The organism is Brenneria sp. L4-2C (assembly GCF_040240335.1).
GTDB lineage: Bacteria > Pseudomonadota > Gammaproteobacteria > Enterobacterales > Enterobacteriaceae > Brenneria.
On record NZ_JBEIAC010000003.1, the window covers coordinates 163827 to 187062 of the forward strand.

Genomic DNA, 23236 nt, shown 5'->3' on the forward strand with positions numbered 1-23236 from the left:
CTACCGAAACACCGCTGGTGGCAGGACATTACTTCAGCGCGCGAGAGCAAACCGCCGCTATTTCACTATCCGGCAAAATAGCGTGCTAAGCGGTTAGAATCCTGCGGTGAACGGTATCTTTCAAAGAACGGGGGAACGAACGCTCGGCGCGGGCTTAGCGCCTGGTTTCGCAGCGTGGCCGCCGCTATGAGCTCGTGCATGGGCGCATGCCGCAATCATTTTCGCGTCCGTCATCTTTGCGATAGCCTGGCTGCTGTGCCTGTCTGACCGCGTCAGCAACCGGCTTTTATCAGACTGAGGAAGGATACAGGCCGGGCAAGGCTCAGCCTGTATCTGATTGCCGCTATTTATAAACTATCTCGCCTTTGGGCTGATAGGCGGCCGCATCCAGCGGCGAGTTTTTCGCAATATACTGCTTCAGCACATCCGCATCGATAAAGCCGGTGTTCACATAGCTGGGGAAACTATCAATACGCGGATAGGCATCCCCGCCCATCGCGTTAAAGTTCAGCGTGGACATCCGATAGACTTTATCCGCCTGCAACGGCTCGCCTTTGATTTTAACATCCCGTACGCCTTTGCCGTCCGCCGTCAGGCTGACGTTAAGGAACTGCGCATAGGCGCCGGAATCCACTACTTTGTTCGCCACCACGGCCAGATATTGCTCGACTTCGCTGCCTTTCATATCGACGTAGACCAGCGTGTTGGCGAACGGCTGCACTTTCAGCACGTCTTTATAGGTAATATCGCCGGACTCAATCGAATCACGAATACCGCCGCCGCTCATTACAGCGAAGTCGGCGTTCGCGCGCTCAAGCTGAGCGGTCAACAATAACCGGGCCAGATTGGTCTGGAAGAAGCGAACCTGCTTGCGATCGCCATCCAGATTGCCCTTGACGCTGCCCACTTTAACGTCAAGCTGCTCATGTCCTTTTTCCTGGAACGGCGTCAGCAGTTTCAGCATTGACGAATCCTGCGGGATTTCCTGCGTGTAGAACACCCGTTCGGTTTTGCCATCCGCCGTTTCGACTTTCTTCTTCAGGTTGACCGGGATCAGTTGATAATGTTCCAGTTTCAACTCGCCGTTGCGAAAGGTGAAATCCGCGCGACCGACATATTTGCCCCACTCATGAGCCTGCACAATCCAGACGCCATTCTGACGATCCGGCGCGCAAGGCGTACCCGGCACATAATCCACCTGCTTTTTATTCTCGCCGGCCATGCAGACCGGATCCTGCGAGTGACCGCCGACGATCATATCCAAATAGCCGGCGGGAATGCTGCGCGCCATCTCTACGTCGCCGGGCGCATTGGAGCCGTGATTACCATCGTCATAGTGTCCCATGTGGGTCGCCGCGATAATGACATCGGGTTTTTCGTCTTTACGTAACGTTTCAACCACCTGTGTCACTTCCGTCGCCGGCTTGCGGAACTCGATATCGGTGAAATATTCAGGGTTGCCTAATTTGACGGTGTCATCGGTGGTCAAACCGATAACGGCGATTTTTACCCCCTGTTTATCAAATAACGCATATGGCTTAAATAAGCGTTGATTGGTGCTCTTTTGATAAATATTGGCGGAAAGCAGCGGGAAATTCGCCCATTTTTCCTGCTGTCGCAGTACGGAAAGCGGTTTATCAAACTCATGATTACCCAACGCCATCGCATCGTAACCCACCATGCTCATGCCGCGGAAGTCGGGTTCGGCGTCTTGTAAATCGGATTCGGGAACGCCGGTATTAATATCCCCGCCGGAAAGCAACAGCAGGCTGCCGCCCTTGCCGGCGACTTCCTGACGAATCTCATCAACCAGTGTTTTTTGCGCCGCCAGTCCATATTCGCCGTGATCGTTGTGCCAGAAATGACCGTGATGATCGTTAGTATGAAGAATGGTGATGGAATAGGTTTTATCTTTTTCCCAGGCCATTGCGCCATAAGGCGTCAACACCAGGGATACCGCCAAAGCGCATCCCAGTGTTTTTGTTGAAAAACGCATAAAAAATCTCCGTGTCTTAAAAAATACCCGTAAAGAAACTCTACCTGAGCGAATTTGTAAAGCGCAATGATAAGCCATTGACACAATAGCCTTCATCCTGACGGCATAGGTTAATAATAGAGACTTCTTTATGAAGATCACATAACAGTCTGCTTATGGCTGTCTTCTTGCTGTCACGAAATTTTTATAATATGGATGCTTCATCCAAATAATCCGTCATCAGCCCTTTTATTCCTTATTTTCTACGGTTTCCCGCCGGCTGATAGCGTATTTTTACTGACCGACCGGAGAAACCCTGATCTATACGCGTTAAGAGGCAGGCTTCCTATTGATAATTACGCATGTTTATCAATGCCTATCTGAAGAAACCATGATTAAATCTGTGTTATCATGAGAATAAGCTGATAAGCCAACATTTTTAGCAAAATACCTATTTTTCCCAAGCAACATTTCTCCATATACAATAGAATTTATGTAAGAAGTCCGCTCATTCACGTTTCATACATGGTAAAAGGAGTCGGGATGCATGCTGCAACACCTCTAATTTCAACAATCGCCGGAGGGCTCGTGCTTGCCTTCCTTCTCGGTATTCTGGCAAACCGCCTGCGCATCTCTCCTCTTGTTGGTTATCTGGTCGCCGGCGTGCTTGTCGGACCTTTTACGCCGGGATTTGTCGCTGATACCTCGCTGGCGCCTGAATTAGCGGAACTCGGCGTCATTCTGTTGATGTTTGGTGTGGGTTTGCACTTCTCGCTGAAAGACCTCATGGCGGTGAAATCGATCGCCATTCCCGGCGCCATCGCTCAGATCGCGGTGGCGACGCTGCTCGGCATCGGGCTGTCCGCCCTGCTGGGCTGGAGCCTGCCGAACGGTCTGGTATTCGGTCTCTGCCTTTCCACGGCCAGTACCGTCGTGCTGTTGCGCGCGCTGGAAGAACGTCAGCTTATCGATAGCCAGCGCGGCCAAATCGCCATCGGCTGGCTTATCGTCGAAGATCTGGCGATGGTGCTGACGCTGGTGCTGCTGCCCGCCTTCGGCGACATGATTAGCGCGGAACACGCCGATACCAGTAAATTGCTGCGCGACCTGGCGTGGACCATCGGTAAAGTCATCGCTTTCATCACATTGATGATCGTCGTCGGCCGTCGCCTGGTTCCCTGGGTGCTGGCAAAGAGCGCCAGCACCGGCTCCCGCGAGCTGTTCACGCTGGCCGTGCTGGCCATGGCGCTGGGGATCGCCTTTGGCGCGGTGAAACTGTTCGATGTCTCTTTCGCGTTGGGCGCGTTCTTTGCCGGCGTGGTGCTGAATGAGTCCGAGCTAAGCCAGCGGGCCGCGCACGATACGCTGCCGCTGCGCGACGCCTTTGCGGTTCTGTTCTTCGTTTCCGTCGGCATGCTGTTCGACCCGATGATCCTGATTAACGAACCCATCGCGGTACTGGTTACGCTGGCGATCATCGTCTTTGGTAAATCGGCCGCCGCATTCATGCTGGTGCGCCTTTTTGGCCACTCCAAACGCACCGCGTTAACCATTTCGGCCAGTCTGGCGCAAATCGGCGAGTTTGCCTTTATTCTTGCCGGTCTGGGTATTGCCCTGGGCTTACTGTCCCAGGAAGGACGCAGCCTGGTGCTGGCGGGCGCGATCCTCTCCATCATGATCAACCCGGTGCTCTTCACGCTCCTTGAACGCTATCTGGCTAAAAATGAAACCATTGAAGAACAGATAGTGGAAGAGGCGATCGAAGAAGAGAAACAAATTCCCGTCGATATGTGCAACCACGCGCTGCTGGTCGGTTACGGACGGGTCGGCAGCCTGATCGGCGCCAAACTTCATCAGGCAGGCATCCCGGTGGTGGTCATCGAAAACTCGCGCGCGCGGGTCGATGCGTTGCGCGAACAGGGCATCAAGGCGGTGCTCGGCAATGCCGCGAAACCGGAAATTATGGAAATCGCCCGACTGGACTGCGCACGCTGGCTCTTGCTGACGATCCCCAACGGCTATGAAGCAGGTGAAATCGTCGCGGCGGCGCGTGAGAAACGCGCCGATTTAGAGATTATCGCCCGCGCTCATTATGATGATGAAGTCAGCTACATAACCGAACACGGCGCCAATCAGGTGGTGATGGGCGAGCGGGAAATCGCCAACAGCATGATTACCCTGCTCAAGCTCGAAGAAATACCGGCAACGCCGCAGGAGTGTCCGATCTGATCTTCGCAGGGCGGGCCGTCAAACCCGCCCTCTACTTGCTAAGCCGCCGGTATGCCGGCTAGCGCATTGCCCACCAGGCCAGCAGATGCAGGCTGGCCGAATAGTAATCCTCTTCCGGCAGCAACCGGTCGCTGACCAGACCATCCTGCCCCAGCGTGATATCGCGAATCGCCATCATCCCGCCGGGAAGCGGATATTCCGCCTGTTCGCCGCTGACGACGTTAACCCATGCCGGCGTCTTTTCGCGCGTGAAACGCTGCCAATACACACGAAACGGCGCCAGCGCGCGCTCATCGGCGCGCGCCCAGCGCAGATAGAGTGGGATGCGCACCGCATCGAAGCTGAAACGAGGCGGCCAGCCGGCGGCCGGCATCACCTTGCCGTCGATGCTCAGCGTAACCCAGTCGGCGGGCAACGGCGGCTGACCGAAGGTCATCTGGTTCAACAGGCGCAACCCGTCCCGCTGTAGGTCAGACCACACTTTCAGGCGGCTGTCGCGGTAGAAGGCCTGCCAGGCCGGAAACAGAAAATAGGACGGATTGAGAATAACGGAACTGGTGTGATTAAAACCGTTCATACCGGGCAACATGATCTGATAGCCGGCAAAAGGGATCACCGTATGTTTAATCAGCGCCGCCTGAATCTGTCGCGATTCTCTGCGGTATTCCGGTTTTTGCCATTTATCCGCGGCCAGCAGCAACGCCCACGCAATGAGCGTATCGCCATCGGAGGCGTTGTTTTTATCGCCGACTTTCTGCTGCGCGGCCGGATCGTAACGCCAGGAGAACAGACCGGTGTCGGGCTGGTACAGCGTGGTTTTGGTCCAACGCCACAGATTGTCGAAAGCGAGCCGATCATCATTGAACACCGCCAGCAGCAGGGTAAACCCCTGCCCTTCAGTATGGCTGATATTATGATTGCCGGTATCCGCCACCCGGCCTTCCGACAAAATATAGCGCTGCTTAAACTGCTCCCAGCCGCTATCCTGCGCCAGCGCGCCGCCGGATAGCAAACTCCATAGCAGTAATAACGAAATCCCTTTCATCCATCGCATGGGCATGACCATTTCTCCTGACTTCACAAACCGCTTTTATAAAGAAAAACCAAAGTCTGCCCTGCGACGTCGCTCGATTGTTTGCGTACCGCAACATGGGGATGTCCGCTCTGGGACAGCATCCATTCGCCGTAGAGGCCTTCCAGTACGCAGGTGAAGGCGCGACGCCAGCTTTGCTCTTCATTTTGCTGCTGTTCCGAAGGCAGCCGCGCCGGCCACGCCTGATGCAATAACGTTATTTGCCGTTCCGCCGGCTCCAGTCTGATAAATCCCCAGTCAAATTCGGCCAGGCGCTGATTGATGCGATCTTCCAGTTCGCCCAGCGTCAGACTGGCGGCCAGGGGGTATCGACGCGCCAGATGCTTACCGGCCTGGCGCAGGAAATCGCGGGCGTCGTTCTCGTCCGCATCAGAAAAAATACCCGAAAAAACAACCTGTAATAGATCCTGCCAGCCTGGCTTTTGCTGCCTGTACTGATAATACTCAAGCTGATGCGCCACGGGGTCATACGCTTGCATAGTTATTTCCCATCCAGTAAGTACCTGAAATAGACCAAAGCCGTACTCTCGGAATAATCACCGAAGGTATCGTAACCGGCCTGCCCGCCTATTATCATGTTTTTATTGAGTTTATAGTTTCCTTCGGCTTTCAGGTTATAGCCAATCCCATTCTGACTTTTACCGGGATACCAGGCTTCCGAGCCATAACCCGCCGCCACCAGCGACTCCAGTTCGGACTGCCAGGCCGGATTATTCGGGAAGTAGGCGCTCTCTTTTTGCGAGTATGACTGATAGCCGACGGCGCCGCTGAGTTTATAACTCCAGCTATCGTACTGCTGGCTGTATTCCACCGGGAACGATACGCTGATGTAATCCTGCGGGCTGAAGTAGCCGCCCTGGCCATAGCTGAAATAGCTCAGGTTTTTGGAAAAATCCATATAGCTGACGTTGACGCCCAGTTTCAGTTCCCGATCGTCATAGCGGTAAGGGCGGATATACACGCCCGATGAGGTGGTCAGCCCCTTATTGCTGGCGACGTTATCGCCGAGGTAGCTGTAATAACCCAGTCCGCTGTAAAAGCCGGCGTCGCCGTTGTCGTAGCTAAGGTTGACGCCGCCGCCGTTGCGCGTAACCGCGCCCCACTTTTTGCCTTCGAACCTGTCGCGCACGCCGACATACGACAGCAGGCTATCGGTCACCGGCCGCCGCTCGGCGTTCAGGGTAAGCGTAGTGTAGTCGCTCAGTTTCGGCGACCATTGCACGCCGCCCACCAGCGAGCTGAGATCCTGACCCAGCGGCGTAGTGCCGATGTCCGCTTTATAACCGTCGCCGGCCAGCGCCAGATTCAACTCAACGCCGTTGGCTTTTTGCGATCCGGGCGAGGCGGCGTTGAAATCGTTGGGGCCGAACGTTTGCGCCGTGGTGACATTGCTGTCGGCCAGCTGTTTAGCGATATAGGCCTCACTCGCCGCGCTTGTCGCCGCCACACACTCGGCGGATGTGGAGTTGGCCGCGCAAATCGAATCCTGATTGCTCTTTAGCGTCTGGTAGTGGGTATCCGCGGCGACGGCGGCCTGCGCCGATTCCGTCGCCGCCTGCGCGGAGGCGGCGGTTGCCGCTTGCGCCAGTTGCGCTTGCTGTAGCGCGCCGGTACCGAAACGATTGCTGGCGGTGCCGGTCGGCGTGCCGGCATTCAGCGTCACCGGCGTGACGGTAAAACTCAGACGCGAGGTATCGAAAGGCACGCCGGACAGGCTAAGCGGCGCTTTCGCTTCCGTCAGTTCGCTCAGTCCGCTTTCCCCGTCGCGTCCGCGCACGCTGACATTTCCCTGCGCCCAGTTGGCTTCCTGTCCCTGCACCTCATCCAGCAGGCGATCGACCTGACTCAGCGTCGAGTTCTCCGCGCGACTGGCCGCGACCTGTCCGGTACCGCTATTCAGATCGTAACGATTATCCGCCTGGCGCGGAGAGAGTTGCCAGGGCAGCACCATGCCATAGGCCGACGGACTACGGCTGGTACGGGTCTGCCGGTTGATAAACGGGTTGTCGGTGATCGGCAACCCGGCGATGGTCGCGTTGCCGTCGGCGCCCTGCAACCCCATCATCTTCCCTTTGGCCGAACGCAGCAACGCCAGCGCCTGCTGACGATCGCCTTCCGCCTGCGCCACGCGCGCCGCCAGCAGCAGGCGTTCCGGCGTGCGCGGCCCGCTCATGCCGGCCATCAGGGTTTTCGCGCGCGCGACATCGCTATTGGCCAGCGCGACATTCACCGCGCCTTCCCGCGCTTGCTGATTTTGCGCGTCGCGCTGCAACAGATAATCGTAGACCTGACCGGCCTCCCGATTCATTTTACCGGACTGATATAACCGCCCCATCGCCAGCATGAGATCATCGTTTTGCGGATCCTGCTGGAGAGCGACAATCAATTTATCGTACGCAAGAGCATATTGTCCCTGCTCGCGCAGCGTATCCGCCTCGTTGATTATTGAGCCGGTACGCAATCGGCTGATATCCACCGGCGAGCTGCGGCTCTGGATGGCGGGATTGTTCAGCCAGGCGTTAGCCTCCTCCGTCAGACCGGCCTGATTCAGGACGTTGATCTGGTCGGCATAATCGCCGGCGTTGCCCTGCGCGCCCTTCTGCATATTTTGCCGCACCAGACGTACCGCATTGGCGTTATCGCCGGCCTGTTGCAGCGCCAAAGCCAGATTGCCGAGGCTCGCCGGCGCATCAGGCGGCGTTTTCGCCAGCTCATTCAGCAGCATGGCGGCGGCCGCTCGGTTGCCCTGCTGCAAATAACCGCGCGCCTGGGCGATGTTCTGATTGAACTGCGCGCGTCTGGCCAACGCGGTCATTTCTCTGGTTCGTCGGGCGGGCGCGATGCGCGCCATCAGCGCATCGGATTCCGCCCAGCGTTCATTATCGGCGGCAAACAGCGCGGCCACGTACAGGTTTTCGCTGGCGGCGCCCGGCTGCGCGAGCGGCGAGATAATCGCCTCGGCCTGCGCGTCGTTGCCCTGCTGTTGCAGAATGCGGGCCATATCCAGCCGCACCCAGGCGTTCCCGGGCTGCCTTTGCTGCGCCTGTCGCAGCAGCGCCAGCGCGCGTTCGACGTTGCCGGCTTGCAGCGCCAGCGCCGCGTCGCGCCGCAGCGGTTCGACGCTGGCGACGCCTCCGGCGCTCTGCGGCCGCAGACTGGCGGGCAGGCTTTGCAGCACCTGCTGCGCCTCGGTCGTTTTCTGCTGCGCCTGCAAGCTGTAATACAAACCGAGACGCGCATCGTTGTTCTCCGACGCGCCGGCAAGAATATTGCGATAGGCCTGTTCAGCCGCGGTCGCATCGCCCTTGCGTCGCAGCAGATCGGCCCGAAATAGCTGGGCGGCGATGCCGCGTTCGCCGCTTTGCCGGCTGAGAGGCGCGCTCAGCGCCAGCGCCTCATCCAACGCGCCGCTGGCCGCGGTCTGTTTCGCCTTGTTGAGCTCGGCATAAAAACGCGCGTCCTGCGCCAGCGCCTCCCAGCGTTCGCGGTTCGGTCCGCCGATGTTGATCGCCTGGTTGAGGTAATTCTCCGCCCCGATGAAATCTTCGTTACGTAGTGCGATATAGCCCAGTCCGGCCAACGCATCGGCATCCTGCGGCTTCTGCGCCAGCAGCGTCTCGAACTGGCTTTTCGCCGTGTTCAGATCGCCACGCTGCAATGCGGCGTACCCTTGACCAAGGCCGATGCCCGCCAAATTGCTCTCATAATGCGCCAGAACCTCCTGGTCGGCGGGATTGCGCCGCTGATAATCGCGATAAAGGGCTTCATCGCCGGACTGCGGCGTCATCCACAGCAGGGCTTGCTTCAACGCGGGATCGGCTCCGGAGACGTTCTGCGCCGCCAGCGCGGCTAAACGGTCAACCCCGACGCGCCGGGTCGTTTCGTCGTAAGTCAGAATACGCGCCAGCGCAAGCTGGGCCGAAGCGTCGCCGGGATGCGTGGTCAGCCGGCGTTGCAGACCGCTGACGGCCTCCGGACGCAACGCCGGCAGGCCGGCCATCGTCTGATAATATTCGACCGCCAGACTATCCAGCGGCCGCTCCCCTTTAAACAGGGCGCGATAGCTTTCAATAGCACGGGCAAAATTACCCTGCGCCGCCAGTTGGCGGGCTCTGGCCAATTGCGCGGGCGGCACCGACGTCAAGGCGCGCGCCTTATCCAACTCGTCCAGCCGGCTATCGCCCGGCGACGAGGCGGCGAGCTTCTGACGCCAGGACTGCGCGGCGGCGGCGTCGCCGTTTTGCTGCGCATATAAAGCCAACAGGTACAACGCATCGACGTTATTCGGCTCGACTTCCAGTATCTTGTTTAACGCCTCATTGGTCAGATCGCTGTGCGCCTTTTCATGCCAGTACGCAGCCTGATCCAGCAATGCCTTAATCGCCGGAGAGTTCTCCGCCGCGGCCGCGATCGGCAGCATCAACAGGCTCGCCACCGTCAGATAGCGCGTTTTCCACCTCATTTTTCGTTTTACTTTCATCATTGCGATTACCTGAGCGTAGGCTGATTAAACAGGCCGGTCTGGCTTATTGTTTTGATTTGGCCGGGCAAGGCGCTGTTGCGCATGACGGCTCAGCAGTCGGTACAACGGGATGCCAAGCGCCACAGAGAGCAATACGGCCAGCAATGACAGCAGCAGCACATGCTGATTGGCATACCAGATAATCATGAGATACCAGGGCATCTGCCCGTCAGGGTAGCGCGGACTGACGTTGAAACTCTTCACGCCGCCGTCGGAGGTGATCACGGCCATATCTCCGCGGATACCGGCGTTGATATTTTTCGCATTCAAATCGTTATCGAGCCGTTCGATCTGCTCATCGCTGCTGCCGGTAACCACCACCGCCAGACGATTCTCCGCCCAGGGGGAAGGAAAACTAAGAAAACCGCGCCAGGCGCCGATCGAAGACAAATAACGATCGGCGGCCAGATATTGCTGCGACCACTGGCCGGATACATAGCGCCGGAATCTGTCCCCGACTGAGGGCGTTTTCAGGGAGAGCCTTTCGTTATCAATATGATAGGGGGAACTGTGCAGTAGTTGGCGCATCAGCGCCGTCTGGGCTAATGAGGCGACGATCAGCACATCGCTATCGGCCAGCGCGGACACATTGGTCAATCCCAGGCCGACCCGTGCGCGGCTGAGCGGCACGCCGGTGGCATTGCCCGCGCGCGCGGCTAAATTAAGCAACGTGCCGATCTCCGCCGTAGCCGGTTTCTCAGCCAACACGATCCAGGTGCGGGAAAAATCGGCCATTTTGCTGAATGGAAAAGCCGCCCCGACGTAGTACGACAGGTTGGGCAACATGGAGAAATGGTGGGAAGCGCTCAGATCTATCGAGGAATTGCCGTCTATCGTGCTTTTAATGTTATCGCTGCGCAGCATTGCACAAGGCGTGCCGGGTTTCGGCTTGATGCTATGGTACAGCTCCATCTGGTTGTCGCCATAAATCAGGTACGGCGCCAGTTCCAGCCGGTAACTTTCCTGCCGGATATCGCCGCCCAACCGGCGCCAGGCCGACTCCAGCAGGCCGATTTTATTGACCGGCAGATTGTGCAAAAAAGTGCCGTTCAGCGAAACGTTCAGCAGCGATGAATCTTCGTCGATCCAGCTTTCGGTAGGGAAACGGTAATTGATGCGCACCGGAATATTTTGTCCGTCCCACATAAACAGATCGGGCGCGGCGCGGAAATTGATGTGAATGCTGTCATGGTATATCCCCTCGGCGATCAGATCGTCCGGCCGGCTGACCAGCTCGCGAAAGGTGACGGGCCGATCGGTATTGATCCAGCGCGGCGCGTCGTAGGGCCGGCGCGGCGGGATGGCCTGGCTTTGCACCAGCAGGCGATCCTGCCCGGCGGGCAGCGGCGCGCTGGTCAACCGGTAAGCCGCCTGCCGCAGTTCTTCCTCGTTGCGTCCGGTAACCAGCAGAAGCTTATATATCGGGTTAAGCGGGTTATCGATTATCTCGATCGCCGGTCCGTCGCCGGCCGGTATGGTCATGCCGGCAACTTTTTCCCCCGGCATGGCGAAGATGATGGCGTTATTTTCCGGCAACGTATCCTGATAAACCGGGAAGTAGATATCGCGATAGTTGGCGCGGATGCCGAGATAAGAAGCGACGATCGTCGCCGCGGTAATCGTCGGCGCGGAAGGGTCGCTGCCGAACACCACCGGAACGGCGCTTTTGCCCATCACCATCAGATCGAAGAACGGGCGCGGGAAATACCCCAGATCCTTATCGATATTCAGCCGCTGGTTAACCATCTCGATACGGGTTTCCGGCAGAATGCTGACCTGGCGACGATTGTCGTCGCTGTTTTCACAGAGCAAATCGTTCTGCCGATAAATGCTGAAGCTGAGATTGTTATTGCTGACCACCAGCGCCGCCGGAATATCCAGTTCGTAGGTATTCGCCGTTAACGAAGATTCCGCCAGCGGGATGTCGCCCAGCGGTTGGCCGTTGAGCATCAGCGACAACCGATCGCCCTCCTCCGCCAGCGTGGAAGAGGCCCTGAACGCCAGGTAGAGTTTCGCCTGGGTTACCACCTGACCGTAAGGCAAGGTGAAGCGGACCCCGGACTGCATCTGCCCGCCGCTCAGGGTCAGTCCGTCGCGTTGACCCATATCGGCCACGCTGATGGTGTAGTTATCAATCTGGCTTAACTGTTCGCTTGCGCGCTCGCTGCCCGGCGCGATCGGCAAGCGCGGCGGCGCGGCCGAATCGGCGTTTTCCGGCGCGCCGTCCGTTGGCGAACCGGCCGGAGAGTAGTCAAACGGCGGCAACGGCGGAAAATCAGGCGGCAAAGCCGCCAACGTCAACGCCGGCAACAGCGCCGTGGCGAACAATACGCGGCGTAAGGCGAATAGCGACCGATACCCCATCATACCGCATCACCCGGTACGTCGCTTTTCGCCGCCTGGCCGGCCAACGTCTTGGGATGTTTGTTGCCGCGCAGCGCGTACCAAAATAGCGCCAGCACGCAGCGAATAATCCCCGCCAGCGATTTGAACGGGTTATCCGGCGGATAAGGGGGATTAAGCCAGGCATCGGCGCGGGTCAACACCACGCGCACCAGCTCCCGCCGTTTCGACAGCGGCATATCCTCAAATTCCAGCCGCAGGATCTCGTCACTCGCGTCGATGACCTGCACCGGGATACAGACGGCGCCGGCCTGTAGCAGCAGCTCGACCTCTTCAATGACGTCGTGCTTATAGCGTCCGTCCGGCGTCGCCAATTGCACGCCGCCCATGGAAAGGTCCAGCGTGCGCGTGCGCAGCGAGATGCCGCTGGCGAAATGAATAATGGCCGGGATTTGGGCATCGATACGGATGGTCTGCCGCACCTGGCGGGTTTCGCGCGCAACGGCGATCGCGGCCAACAGGATCAGCACATTGAAACCGGCCCAGAATACGTTGAGAAAAATAACCTGAGGATTCATGCCGATATAATGGTCCGTCAGCGTGCGGACGCTGCCCCAGCAAATCCCCAGAATCAACAAGATGGTGACGATAATGTGCGGCCGGACGATATTGAAGTCGAAGTAGCCCTCTTCCAGCAGCCGCCCTTTATCGGTGACGTTGAATTTGCCGCGTTTGGGGGAAAACAGCGTAACCAGCGTCGGGATGATGATATGGAACATAATCACCGTGTCGTATATTTCACCCCAGAACGAGTAACGATGGCGCCCATTGATGCGCGAATTGGCGTAGATCGATAACGCCAGATGCGGCAGAACATAGGCGAAAATCATCGACGCGGATGAAGCGATAATATTCTGGTTAAACAGCAGATAGGCCAGCGGAGCGGTAACGAACACCAGCCTCGGCAAACCGTACAGAAAATAGAGCATCGAGTTGAGATAACAGATGCGCTGCTGCCATTTCAATCCGCGTCCCAGCAGCGGATTGTCCAGCCGGAAGATTTGCGTCATGCCGCGCGCCCAGCGGGTGCGTTGAATGATATGCAGCGCCAGGCGCTCCGTCGCCAGCCCGGCGGCGAGCGGAATGGCCAGAAACGCGGCGTGCCAGCCGCGCCGCTGTAGTTTTAGCGACGTGTGGGCATCTTCGGTGACCGTTTCGACGGCGAATCCGCCGATTTCTTCCAGCGCGCTGCGGCGAATGACCGCGCACGAGCCGCTGAATGAAGTGGCGTCCCAGTTATCATTGCCCTGCTGAATCGGGCCATAGAACAGATCGTTTTCACCGGGAACGTGGCGGGCGACGGATAGATTGCGCTCAAACGGATCGGGCGAGTAGAAATAGTGCGGCGTCTGAATCAACGCCAGTTTCGGATCGGTCAGAAAAGCGCCGACCGTCGCCTGTAGAAACGCGCGGGTCGCCACGTGGTCGCAGTCGAAAATACAGATCAATTCGCCCTGGGTCAGCGTCATGGCGTGATTCAGGTTACCCGCTTTGGCATGTTTGTTATCGTTGCGGGTAATGTAGCCGACGCCGGCGTCGGCGGCGAATACCGCGAACTCGCTGCGTTTGCCGTCGTCCAGCAGATAGACCTTGATTTTATCCTTCGGGTAATCAATACATTGAGCGGCCAGCACCGTATCGCGCACCACGCTCAGGCTCTCATTGTAGGTGGGGATATACACATCGACCGTCGGCCACAGGCTGACGTTCTTCGGCAGCGGTTCGATAGTGCGCTGCAAAGGCCAGCTGGTTTGTATGTAGCTGAGCAGCATCATGATCCAGGCATAGAGCTCGGCGAGAAATAGCCCGATGCCCAGAACCGTTTCGACCGCGGAGTTGAAATAAAGCGTCTCGGTGGCGCGCCAGTAGAGATAACGCGAAGACATTAAAAAACACATCACCATGATAATGATGGTGGTTTTTCGGCTGCGCGTTCGCCCAAGTAAAAAGACGGCGAGCATAGAGATCAAACCGAAAAGAAACTGTTTATCGCTATCCATTGGCGTGATGACGATAACCAGAATAAGCGGCGACAGCAGCAGTATCAGCAATGAAAAAAGGAACTTATTCATTTTTTGGCTTGCCTGATAAAATGATTAGTAAAGGCTGTGTTGTGGCGCAGAATAGAATTCCCCACCCCCGACATTAACGTCCAGAATAGCCGCGACTTTCTTGCTAATCAGATCAATATCGAAAGCGGCGGCGGATACCGGACTAAATTGGTGAATGGATTGCTGCGACGCATTGGCTTCCAGTACGCATTCATCGCGATGAATAGCGCCAAGCAATTTGTCGCCCAGCCGCTGTTCGAAAAACAGGGTGACATCGCGATTGAGCGGGCGACGCATATCGCTCTGGTTCACGATGTAATATTCCCGCTCTTTGGTATTGAGGGGCGAACCGAGGAACTGATGGTTCTCCATTTGCGGCAGTAAAGAGAGCGAGGCGGTATCCGCCAGCATGACCACGATGTGCATATCGGCCAGTTCGCGGGTCGCTTTCAGCGCCGGCGTCGGGCCGGGAGGAAAATCGGCGATCACCACCATATCGGGGTAGTTCAACACGCTGTTTAAACCGCGTTGGATAAAATGTTCGTCGCTGCCAATCGCCTGTTCAAAGACCGTCCGCTGTTCTTGCGTGGTTTCTCCATAGGGCAAAACGAACAGGTTGGAATGCGCTTTCAGGATAAACTGTCCCCAGTCGGAAACCGAGGCGGCCTGCGCCACATATCCGCGGCCGTCCGAAATCGGCACGCCGAAATGCAGACGCAGGGCGTTCTGTACGTCGAAATCCACGGCCAGGACTTTGAGTCCGCTGCTGGCCAGCGTCCATGCCAGATTGGCGGCGACCGTGGTTTTCCCTACGCCCCCTTTGGGAGAGCACACGCAAACTAACGGCATAAGGCAATGCTCTCTAACAGTGGTTTAAGCGGCGTATTGCGTCGTTTGTCATTGTCCTCAACGGAAACATTTTTATGTCTGAACAAGCGCCGAAAACGCGGCTGGTCATCAGGGTAGTCAGGGGCAGGGTCGGCGCTTGCCGATGTTGAGACCGTTTCGGGCTGCGGCGTCCCCGTTGCACGGTCGGTGGTCGATTCCCGGCCGGCGGGGAGTTGCCGGCTGACCGCTTGCAGCAGGGAGGGCGAACGAAATTCTTCTTTACTCACCGGCACCGGGCTCGCCGGGAGGCGGCCTTTTCCCGGCGGCGCCGCATTATCGGCGGCGTTGCCATTCTCACCGGCGACCTGTTTTAGAATCGCCCACTCTTGCGACGGCAGATGTACATTATTTTCCGATGTGTCTTTATAATCAATATGTTCCAAACCCAGCTTTTCTTTGAACTGCTTAATATCGTCATATTTATTCATATACCATCCAAATAAGCATATATAAATTATCACTAATGCCGTATGTATGGAGAGGATATGCCAGGCCTTTATATTTTCCTGATTTTATATTTTTTCAGCCCTGACAAAAAATATAAATCAAAAGGTCGCCTGCCGGTCGCCTGCATCCTGAAATTCACCGAATATAAGCATAGTCAATAACAGGTTTTTTTGATCATCAAAATCGGTTTCTTCTTAATATCGATCAATGATCATCAGGAAAACATGACGCGAAGTCTGCTGGTAAAAACCTCGTCGCCATATTTTCGCTTGATAAAAATGCCGCTGGCGGCCCCCTTGAGAGGCCTGGGCGGGAGAGACGGGAAGCCTGTGCAATAAGAAATGAAGAAAAGCGGAAATCGCTATCCGAAATAATATCCTGCCATCAAACGCTAATATTCCTCTCTTTGACCGCTTATTTTACTTTCTCAACCAATTGTCTCAGCAGATCAATATGCAAGGGATCGTCATTTAATGCCGGAATATAGGTATAAGTTTCCCCCCCCGCATGCCGGAAGATCGCCTGATTCTGCTCCTGAATTTCCTCCAGCGTTTCCAGACAATCCGCGGCAAAACCGGGACACATAATCTGAATATGCTTCACGCCCTGCCCCGGCAAACCTTTCAGCGTTTCATCCGTATAGGGCGTCAGCCACGGCTCGCGGCCAAAACGCGACTGGAAGGTCACCAGCACCTTTTCTTTCGGTAATCCCAGGGCCGTAATCAGCGCTCTGCTCGTCGCCATACAGCGCTGCGGATAATCATCGCCTTCGCTGGCATACCGTACCGGAATGCCGTGAAAAGAGAGCACCAACCGATCTGGCTCGCCATGCTCGGCGAATGACTGCTCCACCCGGACTTTCAACGCAGCGATATAGGCCGGATGTTCGGCATAATCGCGAATAAAACGAATGGCGGGCAGTTGACGATAACGGCGCAACGCTCTGGCCAGCCCATCCCAGACGGAAGCCGTGGTGGAACAGGAATATTGGGGATACATCGGCAACACCGCCAGCTGCGTGACGCCCTGCGCCAACAGCTTGTCCAGCGCCGAACCCAGGCTGGGAGATCCATAGCTCATCCCCAGCTCCACCGGAATACCGGGCATACGGCTTGCCAGCGCCTGTTGCTGACGGCGACTGATAACCAGCAACGGCGAACCGCCATCCATCCAGATGGATTGATATAGTTTTGCCACACGCGGCGCGCGCAGAGGCAGAATCACGCCACGCAACAGCGGCCACCACAGCAAGCGAGAGGTATCCACCACGCGCCGATCGCTGAGAAACTCGGCCAGATAGCGTTTCACCGCTCGCGGGGTGGGTGCATCGGGCGTACCAAGATTCACCATCAACACACCATACTTCTCTTGCGTCATCACTGCTTTCCTCTTGTGGACAAGCCGGTTATCCCGCGCCTATCTGTACCATTAGGTTTTCTATTGTAGCGAAAAACGTCCGGCAACGATTGAAAGATAACGACGTTGAAATCGATATTATTAATAGGAGAAAGCGAACATTCTGACGAACAGAGCGGAAAAATGGCGGAGATTGAAGTTTAAACGCAAGATAATAAATTGATTTATATAGATAAAGTATCAGCGAGTATTGCCGTAAAATATCCCGACAATACTCGCTGGCACACGCGGCTGGAGAAATTAACCCAGAATCGTTTCCAACTCGGCACGAATTTCCGCAACCTTGCGCGTTCCGTCGACTTTAACGTAGCGAGTACTGCCGGCGTCCGCTTCTTTCTGGTAGTAGGAGACCAGCGGCGCGGTCTGCTGATGGTATTCCACCAGACGTTTACGCACCGTTTCTTCCTGATCGTCCTTACGGGTAACCAAATCTTCACCGGTCACATCGTCTTTGTCCGCGACCTGCGGCGGATTGAATTTCACATGATAGACGCGGCCGGAAGCCGGATGCACGCGACGGCCGACGATACGATCGACGATCAGCTCATCAGGCACCGCAAACTCGATAACATAATCCACATTGATGCCGGCTTCTTTCATGGCGTCAGCCTGGGGAATCGTGCGCGGAAAACCATCCAGCAGGAAACCGTTGCGGCAGTCTTCCTGGGTGATACGCTCTTTTACCAAAGCGATAACCAGTTCATCGGTGACCAGTTTACCGGCATCCATGATTTCTTTAGCCTGTTTTCCCAATTCAGTACCGGCTTTTACCGCCGCACGCAGCATGTCGCCGGTGGAAATCTGCGGAATACCGTATTTTTCCATGATGAATTGAGCTTGAGTCCCCTTGCCTGCGCCCGGAGCGCCCAGCAGAATAATACGCATTGCGTAAATCCCCTTGCTATAGAGTATTTATAAAATAAATTTGAAAGCGCTAAACCATACCATTCCGGGCCGCTATCCTCAAGGAACGGGCTCGTTTCAGCCTGGCGGCGGCAAAAGAAAAAGTGCTTCACGGGCATCGGGCAGCGGCGATAAGCGCCTGGCGACAGACGAATAATCAAGCATCAAGGTCACGGGGATGAAGGAAAAAACAGGGGAAAATCAACCCCGGCATCAACCGGGGTTGAATATGCATCAGGCGCTCAGCAACTGATTCATACGACGGATAAACTGGTTTGGATCGTCCAGCGTGCCGCGTTCAGCCAGTAAAGCCTGATCCAGCAGCAGTTCAACCCACTCGGCAAACTGGGCATCGTCGCTGACGTCGGACGCGCGTTTAACCAGCGCATGTTCCGGATTCAGTTCGAAAATATACTTCACTTCCGGCGCCTGCTGCCCGGCGGCGGCGAATAGCTTCGCCATCTGGGTGCTCATTTCATTGGCGTCGGTCGTCACGATCGCCGGCGTATCGGTCAAACGGTGCGTCAGACGAACTTCCTTCACGCGATCGCCCAGCAGCGTTTTCACGCGTTCAACAAAAGGCTCCAGCGCTTTCTCGGCTTCTTTCTGCGCGTCATTTTCTTCATCGACCAGTTTATCCAGCGCTTCATCCGCCTTGCTGACGGACTGGAATTGCTTGCCGTCAAACTCCGTCAGGTAGCTCATCATCCATTCGTCAATGCGATCGGAGAGCAACAGCACCTCGATACCTTTTTTACGGAACAGCTCCAGATGCGGACTGCTCTTCGCCGCGGCATAGCTGTCCGCAGTGATGTAATAGATTTTCTCCTGCCCTTCCACCATCCGGCCGACATACTCTTCCAGCGATACGGTCTGCGCGGCGCTGTCATTATGCGTGCTGGCGAAACGCAGCAGTTTGGCGATTGCTTCACGGTTGGCGGTATCCTCGGCCGGGCCTTCTTTCAGCACCAGACCAAACTGTTGCCAGAATGTCTGATATTTTTCCGGCTCGTCTTTCGCCAGTTTCTCCAGCATCTGCAATACGCGTTTGGTCAGCGCGTTACGCAGATTCTGAGTCACGCGGCTGTCTTGCAGAATTTCACGGGAGACATTCAGCGGCAGATCGTTGGAATCAATCAGTCCGCGCACGAAACGCAGGTAGTTCGGCATAAACTGTTCGGCGTCGTCCATGATGAATACGCGCTGAACATACAGCTTCAGGCCGTGCTTATGATCGCGGTTCCACATATCCCACGGCGCCTGGGCGGGAATGTACAGCAGGCTGGTATATTCCTGTTTCCCTTCTACGCGGTTGTGGCTCCAGGCCAACGGGTCGGTAAAGTCGTGTGCGATGTGTTTATAGAACTCGGTGTATTCTTCATCACTGATGTCGGATTTGCTGCGCGTCCACAGCGCCTGGGCTTTGTTGATTTTTTCCCAGGTTACCGTGGCTTCGCCGCCCTCTTCTTCACTTTCATGATGGGTTTCGATTTCTACCGGCAGCGCAATGTGGTCGGAATATTTGCTGATGATGGAACGTACCCGCCATTCGTCAAGGAACTCATCTTCGCCTTCACGCAGGTGCAGGGTGATTTCAGTACCGCGATCTTCTTTGGTGATGTCCGCAATGGTGTAATCGCCTTCGCCGGCGGACTCCCAGAACACGCCCTGATCGGCGGCGGCGCCTGCGGCGCGGGTGCGCACGGTCACTTTATCGGCGACGATAAACGCCGAGTAGAAACCGACGCCGAACTGGCCAATCAGTTGGCTGTCTTTTACCTGATCGGAGCCCAGCGATTCCAGAAATGACTTGGTGCCGGATTTGGCGATGGTGCCGAGGTTATCGATCACCTCATCGCGGCTCATCCCGATGCCATTGTCGGAGATCGTCAGCGTGCGTTTTTCCTTATCGGTGGAAACGCGCACGCGCAGCTCGCCGTCGCCCTCGTATAATTCAGGCGAGGAGAGCGCGCGAAAACGTAATTTGTCCGCCGCATCGGAGGCATTGGAGATCAGTTCACGCAGAAAGATTTCTTTATTGGAATAGAGTGAATGGATCATCAAGTGCAGCAGTTGCTTTACTTCAGACTGGAATCCGCGGGTTTCTTGGCCTTTCATACTCATTGTTGCTTACCTCAATCCTAATATTATTCAGGCTGATTAAACTGACGATGAGCAAGAGATGGGGATAGATAAAGATGATTTCAAGGGGCAATAAAAGACGGAACGGAGAAAAATCACCAGAAAATGAAGCAATAAAAAGGCTGTCGGTCAGCAGGCCCAACAGCCGGAAGCATTAAAACTTGAACGGCTGTCGCCCCGCCAGCGAATGAGACAAGGTGGTGCCGTCCACCATTTCCAGCTCGCCGCCGACGGGTACGCCGTGCGCGATACGACTGGCCATCACGCCGTACTGCCCGCACAGTTCAGCGATATAGTTGGCGGTGGCTTCGCCTTCCACCGTCGGATTGGTGGCCAGAATGACTTCGCTGATGGTTTCGCTTTGCAGGCGTTCTTCCAGCCGCCCCAAACCGATATCATCCGGACCGATGCCGTCCAGCGGCGACAGGTGTCCCATCAGCACAAAATAACGCCCGGAGAACTGCCCGGTCTGCTCTATCGCATGAATGTCCGCCGGGCTTTCCACCACGCAGATTTGCCCCGTTTGCCGACGACGGGGATTCGCGCAGATGGAGCAAATATCCTGCTCGGTAAACGTGCGACAGTCGGCGCAGTGACCAATTTCGGACATCGCCCGGGTCAACGCCTGCGCCAGACGCATTCCTCCGCTGCGATCGCGCTGCAACAGGTGAAAAACCATACGCTGGGCTGATTTCGGCCCGACGCCCGGTAAACAGCGCAGGGCCTCCATCAATGACTCAAGAAGCGGACTGGTTTGCATCAGAACGGCATCTTAAAGCCTGGCGGCAACTGCATGCCGCTGGAAACCGACGCCATTTTTTCTTTCTGCGTTTCAGCAATACGACGCGCGGCGTCGTTGAATGCGGCGGCAATCAGATCTTCCAGCATGTCTTTGTCGTCTTCCATCAGGCTGGGATCGATTTCCACCCGGCGGCAGTTATGAGAACCGTTAATGGTGACTTTGACCAGGCCCGCGCCCGATTCACCTGTAACTTCCAGATTTGCAATCTCTTCCTGCATCTGCTGCATTTTTTCCTGCATCTGCTGGGCTTGCTTCATCAGATTGCCAATTCCACCTTTACCAAACATAATTTTCTCTCTATCGCTTCGGCTGCGCACTCGCAGCGGTTAAACAGGGCGGATACTTTCTTCGTCCAGTTCCGCATCAAAGAAACGCCGCAGCGTTTGAATCGTATTATCCGTCATAATCGACTGGCGCGCCTGCGCCAGCTTTTCTTCATAAATCGCCTGCCGCCACTCCAGCGGCGTCAGCACCGCCGGGTTGTCATCTTCCGTCACCAGCAGTTCAATAGGCCGTCCGTAGTGCGTCGCCAGGGCTTCCGCCAGTGTTTTCTGCGCCGCCGGCGAATTAAGGTGACGCTGAGCAGAACGCAAATGCAGATGTATTTTACCGGCTTCCGGACACTCCCTGAATGCGTTTAACGCCAGCTGTTGTACCAGTTTTGGTAACGTCAGGCGATTAATTTCCGCCGCCCACTCATCGCGTTCCAGCGACTCTTCCGCTAAGCGAGCCGCCAGCTCAGGCGTTTTTTCATGCTCCAGCGCGGAACGCAGCGCCTTTGGCGTAGTGACGTCGGCTTTAACCTCCTCCACTTTATTCTGCGCCCGCCAGCGATAGGCTTCCGGTTTTTTTGTCGTAGCCGCCGCGCTGTCTTTCGCGCTTTTCCGCTGAGCGCCGCGCTCAGCCACCGAGGCTAACCGTTCAAGCGCCGAGTTTGCCGGCCGCGTTTTATTGAACGCCGCCGGTTCAGCTTTTTTTGGCGGGGTTGCTCCCTGTTTTCGCAACAGCTGACTACGCGCCTGTAAAAGCTGCGAGGTGGTATCGGAAAGCCCGCTATCGGGCGGCGATTCCGTAAACTGCGGTGTATGTTGCTCAAAAGCGGCCGCGCCATCGAATGCGCCCCCTTGCTCGTCCGGGTAAGACGGCGCGCCCGCATGTTCTTCGCGCATGGCCTGCGGCGGCGCGGTTGTTAATGGCGGAGCCGATTTTGATGAAGAGATGGCGGCCGGCGCGGATTGCGGCAAGATGGGCGCCGGCGCGGCGATAACCTGTTTAGGATGGAAAGCCAGCGCGCGCAGCAGCGTCATCTCAACGCCCATACGACGATCCGGCGCGTAAGAGAGCTCTTTACGGCCGATCAGCAATGTCTGGTAATAAAGTTGCACATCCGCAGGCGGCAATACCCGGGCCAGATCCCGCAAACGGGCTTCCACCGCCGCATAATCATTACTCAGCGCGGTCGGCAGCAGTTGAACCATCGCAATACGATGCAACAGCGTCAGGGTTTCAACCAGCAGAGATTCCCAGTCAACGCCGCGCGCCGCCGCCTGATCGAGCAAGGACATAACTTTCGCGCCGTCGGCTTTCACCAGCGCTTCAATAATCGCCAGCGGTTGTTCATCATCCAGGGTTCCCAGCATCTGGCTGACCGAGTCGGTCGTCACCTGGCCTTGCCCCATGGCGATCGCCTGATCGGTGAGGCTCAGCGCATCGCGCAGGCTGCCATCGGCGGCCCGGGCCAGCAGTTGCAGCGCTCTCGGCTCGCTCGCCAGATTTTCGGCCTGCAACACCTTCTCCAGGTGCGCCCGGATTTGCTCGACATCCAGCGCCTTAAGATGGAATTGCAGGCAGCGCGACAGAATCGTCACCGGCAGCTTTTGCGGATCGGTGGTCGCCAGCAGAAATTTCACATGCGGCGGCGGCTCTTCCAGCGTTTTCAGCAACGCATTAAAGCTGTGGCGCGACAACATGTGAACTTCATCGATCAGATACACCTTGAAACGCCCGCGCGCCGGGGCATACTGCACGTTATCCAGCAGGTCGCGGGTATCCTCGACCTTGGTGCGCGAAGCCGCATCGATTTCGATCAAATCGACAAAGCGGCCCTGCTCGATTTCACGACAATTATCGCACTGCCCGCAGGGCGTCGCCGTCACGCCTTGTTCGCAGTTAAGCCCTTTCGCCAGCAAACGGGCGATGGTGGTTTTCCCGACGCCGCGCGTGCCGGAAAACAAATAGGCGTGATGGATTCTGCCTAGAGAAAGGCCATTGGCTAATGCGGTCAGGACATGCTCCTGACCGACGACATCAGCAAAGGTTTGGGGACGCCACTTACGGGCAAGAACCTGATAGCTCATCAATACCG

General features: G+C 56.5%; 15 protein-coding genes and 1 other annotated feature. Of the genes, 1 reads left to right on the forward strand and 14 read right to left on the reverse strand.

From position 1 onward, the window contains the following. Positions 1–343: 343 nt before the first annotated feature. Positions 344–1996, reverse strand: a complete 1653-nt coding sequence (ushA, locus tag ABRZ26_RS06885) for a bifunctional UDP-sugar hydrolase/5'-nucleotidase UshA (protein ID WP_319603514.1) — start codon at positions 1994–1996, stop codon at positions 344–346. A gap of 522 nt (positions 1997–2518) precedes the next feature. Here ushA and ybaL point away from each other — a divergent pair. Continuing rightward, positions 2519–4204: a YbaL family putative K(+) efflux transporter gene (ybaL, locus tag ABRZ26_RS06890; RefSeq protein WP_319603515.1), complete on the forward strand. Its 1686-nt coding sequence runs from the start codon at positions 2519–2521 to the stop codon at positions 4202–4204. 58 nt (positions 4205–4262) lie between these two features. On the opposite strand, the gene ABRZ26_RS06895 is transcribed toward ybaL, so the two are convergent. The 13 genes from ABRZ26_RS06895 to dnaX form a co-directional block, all read right to left on the reverse strand. Continuing rightward, positions 4263–5264 (reverse strand): family 8 glycosyl hydrolase, encoded by a 1002-nt coding sequence (locus ABRZ26_RS06895; RefSeq protein WP_319603516.1) that lies wholly within the window; start codon positions 5262–5264, stop codon positions 4263–4265. A 17-nt stretch (positions 5265–5281) separates the two neighbouring features. Continuing rightward, positions 5282–5776 (reverse strand): cellulose biosynthesis protein BcsD, encoded by a 495-nt coding sequence (bcsD, locus tag ABRZ26_RS06900; RefSeq protein ID WP_319603517.1) that lies wholly within the window; start codon positions 5774–5776, stop codon positions 5282–5284. 2 nt (positions 5777–5778) lie between these two features. Beyond that, positions 5779–9777: a cellulose biosynthesis protein BcsC gene (locus ABRZ26_RS06905; protein WP_413556163.1), complete on the reverse strand. Its 3999-nt coding sequence runs from the start codon at positions 9775–9777 to the stop codon at positions 5779–5781. 27 nt (positions 9778–9804) lie between these two features. Continuing rightward, the gene (gene bcsB, locus ABRZ26_RS06910; RefSeq protein WP_319603519.1) at positions 9805–12186 is read right to left on the reverse strand and encodes a cellulose biosynthesis cyclic di-GMP-binding regulatory protein BcsB; all 2382 of its coding nucleotides are present in this window, start codon (positions 12184–12186) and stop codon (positions 9805–9807) included. After that, positions 12183–14294: a UDP-forming cellulose synthase catalytic subunit gene (bcsA, locus tag ABRZ26_RS06915; RefSeq protein WP_319603520.1), complete on the reverse strand. Its 2112-nt coding sequence runs from the start codon at positions 14292–14294 to the stop codon at positions 12183–12185. Before bcsA ends, bcsB begins: the two co-directional genes overlap by 4 nt. A gap of 24 nt (positions 14295–14318) precedes the next feature. Beyond that, entirely contained in the window at positions 14319–15122 is an 804-nt protein-coding gene (gene bcsQ / locus ABRZ26_RS06920) for a cellulose biosynthesis protein BcsQ (protein ID WP_319603521.1), read from the reverse strand. Continuing rightward, positions 15113–15589 carry a cellulose biosynthesis protein BcsO gene (bcsO, locus tag ABRZ26_RS06925; protein ID WP_319603522.1) on the reverse strand — a complete coding sequence of 159 codons (477 nt, stop codon included), beginning with the start codon at positions 15587–15589 and terminating at the stop codon, positions 15113–15115. The genes bcsQ and bcsO overlap by 10 nt, the downstream gene beginning before the upstream one ends. Positions 15590–16022: 433 nt before the next feature. Then, positions 16023–16985 (reverse strand): ferrochelatase, encoded by a 963-nt coding sequence (gene hemH / locus ABRZ26_RS06930; RefSeq protein ID WP_319603523.1) that lies wholly within the window; start codon positions 16983–16985, stop codon positions 16023–16025. A gap of 279 nt (positions 16986–17264) precedes the next feature. Further along, entirely contained in the window at positions 17265–17909 is a 645-nt protein-coding gene (gene adk / locus ABRZ26_RS06935) for an adenylate kinase (protein WP_319603524.1), read from the reverse strand. 252 nt (positions 17910–18161) lie between these two features. Continuing rightward, positions 18162–20045: a molecular chaperone HtpG gene (gene htpG / locus ABRZ26_RS06940; protein WP_319603697.1), complete on the reverse strand. Its 1884-nt coding sequence runs from the start codon at positions 20043–20045 to the stop codon at positions 18162–18164. A 178-nt stretch (positions 20046–20223) separates the two neighbouring features. Beyond that, positions 20224–20829: a recombination mediator RecR gene (gene recR / locus ABRZ26_RS06945; RefSeq protein ID WP_319603525.1), complete on the reverse strand. Its 606-nt coding sequence runs from the start codon at positions 20827–20829 to the stop codon at positions 20224–20226. Continuing rightward, positions 20829–21158 (reverse strand): YbaB/EbfC family nucleoid-associated protein, encoded by a 330-nt coding sequence (locus ABRZ26_RS06950; RefSeq protein WP_319603526.1) that lies wholly within the window; start codon positions 21156–21158, stop codon positions 20829–20831. The genes recR and ABRZ26_RS06950 overlap by 1 nt, the downstream gene beginning before the upstream one ends. Positions 21159–21197: 39 nt before the next feature. Continuing rightward, a complete protein-coding gene (dnaX, locus tag ABRZ26_RS06955) occupies positions 21198–23228 on the reverse strand; it encodes a DNA polymerase III subunit gamma/tau (protein WP_319603527.1) in 2031 nt (676 codons plus the stop codon). Then, positions 21804–21868 (reverse strand) — a sequence feature (DnaX frameshifting element). It overlaps the preceding gene by 65 nt. Positions 23229–23236 lie beyond the last annotated feature (8 nt).

Excerpts from the sequence above, each read along its gene's own strand:
- ushA (WP_319603514.1), bottom strand. The coding sequence starts at position 1,996 with ATGCGTTTTTCAACAAAAACACTGGGATGCGCTTTGGCGGTATCCCTG.
- ybaL (WP_319603515.1), top strand. The coding sequence starts at position 2,519 with ATGCATGCTGCAACACCTCTAATTTCAACAATCGCCGGAGGGCTCGTG.
- ABRZ26_RS06895 (WP_319603516.1), bottom strand. The coding sequence starts at position 5,264 with ATGCCCATGCGATGGATGAAAGGGATTTCGTTATTACTGCTATGGAGT.
- bcsD (WP_319603517.1), bottom strand. The coding sequence starts at position 5,776 with ATGCAAGCGTATGACCCCGTGGCGCATCAGCTTGAGTATTATCAGTAC.
- ABRZ26_RS06905 (WP_413556163.1), bottom strand. The coding sequence starts at position 9,777 with ATGAAAGTAAAACGAAAAATGAGGTGGAAAACGCGCTATCTGACGGTG.
- bcsB (WP_319603519.1), bottom strand. The coding sequence starts at position 12,186 with ATGATGGGGTATCGGTCGCTATTCGCCTTACGCCGCGTATTGTTCGCC.
- bcsA (WP_319603520.1), bottom strand. The coding sequence starts at position 14,294 with ATGAATAAGTTCCTTTTTTCATTGCTGATACTGCTGCTGTCGCCGCTT.
- bcsQ (WP_319603521.1), bottom strand. The coding sequence starts at position 15,122 with ATGCCGTTAGTTTGCGTGTGCTCTCCCAAAGGGGGCGTAGGGAAAACC.
- bcsO (WP_319603522.1), bottom strand. The coding sequence starts at position 15,589 with ATGAATAAATATGACGATATTAAGCAGTTCAAAGAAAAGCTGGGTTTG.
- hemH (WP_319603523.1), bottom strand. The coding sequence starts at position 16,985 with ATGACGCAAGAGAAGTATGGTGTGTTGATGGTGAATCTTGGTACGCCC.
- adk (WP_319603524.1), bottom strand. The coding sequence starts at position 17,909 with ATGCGTATTATTCTGCTGGGCGCTCCGGGCGCAGGCAAGGGGACTCAA.
- htpG (WP_319603697.1), bottom strand. The coding sequence starts at position 20,045 with ATGAAAGGCCAAGAAACCCGCGGATTCCAGTCTGAAGTAAAGCAACTG.
- recR (WP_319603525.1), bottom strand. The coding sequence starts at position 20,829 with ATGCAAACCAGTCCGCTTCTTGAGTCATTGATGGAGGCCCTGCGCTGT.
- ABRZ26_RS06950 (WP_319603526.1), bottom strand. The coding sequence starts at position 21,158 with ATGTTTGGTAAAGGTGGAATTGGCAATCTGATGAAGCAAGCCCAGCAG.
- dnaX (WP_319603527.1), bottom strand. The coding sequence starts at position 23,228 with ATGAGCTATCAGGTTCTTGCCCGTAAGTGGCGTCCCCAAACCTTTGCT.